The sequence below is a fragment of the Psychrobacter sp. TB20-MNA-CIBAN-0197 genome (genome assembly GCF_040309765.1).
Classification (GTDB): domain Bacteria; phylum Pseudomonadota; class Gammaproteobacteria; order Pseudomonadales; family Moraxellaceae; genus Psychrobacter; species Psychrobacter submarinus.
The window spans coordinates 1-246 of sequence record NZ_JBEOPC010001188.1 but is presented as its reverse complement, the minus strand read 5'-3'; the positions used below and the strand labels follow the sequence as shown (position 1 = coordinate 246).

Annotated in this window: 1 pseudogene; it reads left to right on the top strand. The window is 46.7% G+C overall.

Annotated elements, in window-relative coordinates:
* Window positions 1-246, top strand: a pseudogene (locus AAEY83_RS17700) (vitamin B12 dependent-methionine synthase activation domain-containing protein); the annotation flags it as partial.

Genomic DNA, 246 nt, shown 5'->3' with positions numbered 1-246 from the left:
CCAAGCTGCTCTCTAAAGAGAACCGTGTACAGTTAATTGATGATACTCGCGCCGAATACATTAAAGTGCGTGAGCGTCTGGCCAAGCGCCAGCCCAAAGCCGCTAAGATATCGTACGCTGAGTCGGTTAAGATTGGCTTTCAATATGACTGGGAAAACTATACGCCGCCTGTCCCTAATAAGTTAGGACAAGTAATATTTGACGACTACCCTATCACCAACCTGCTGCCTTATATTGACTGGACAC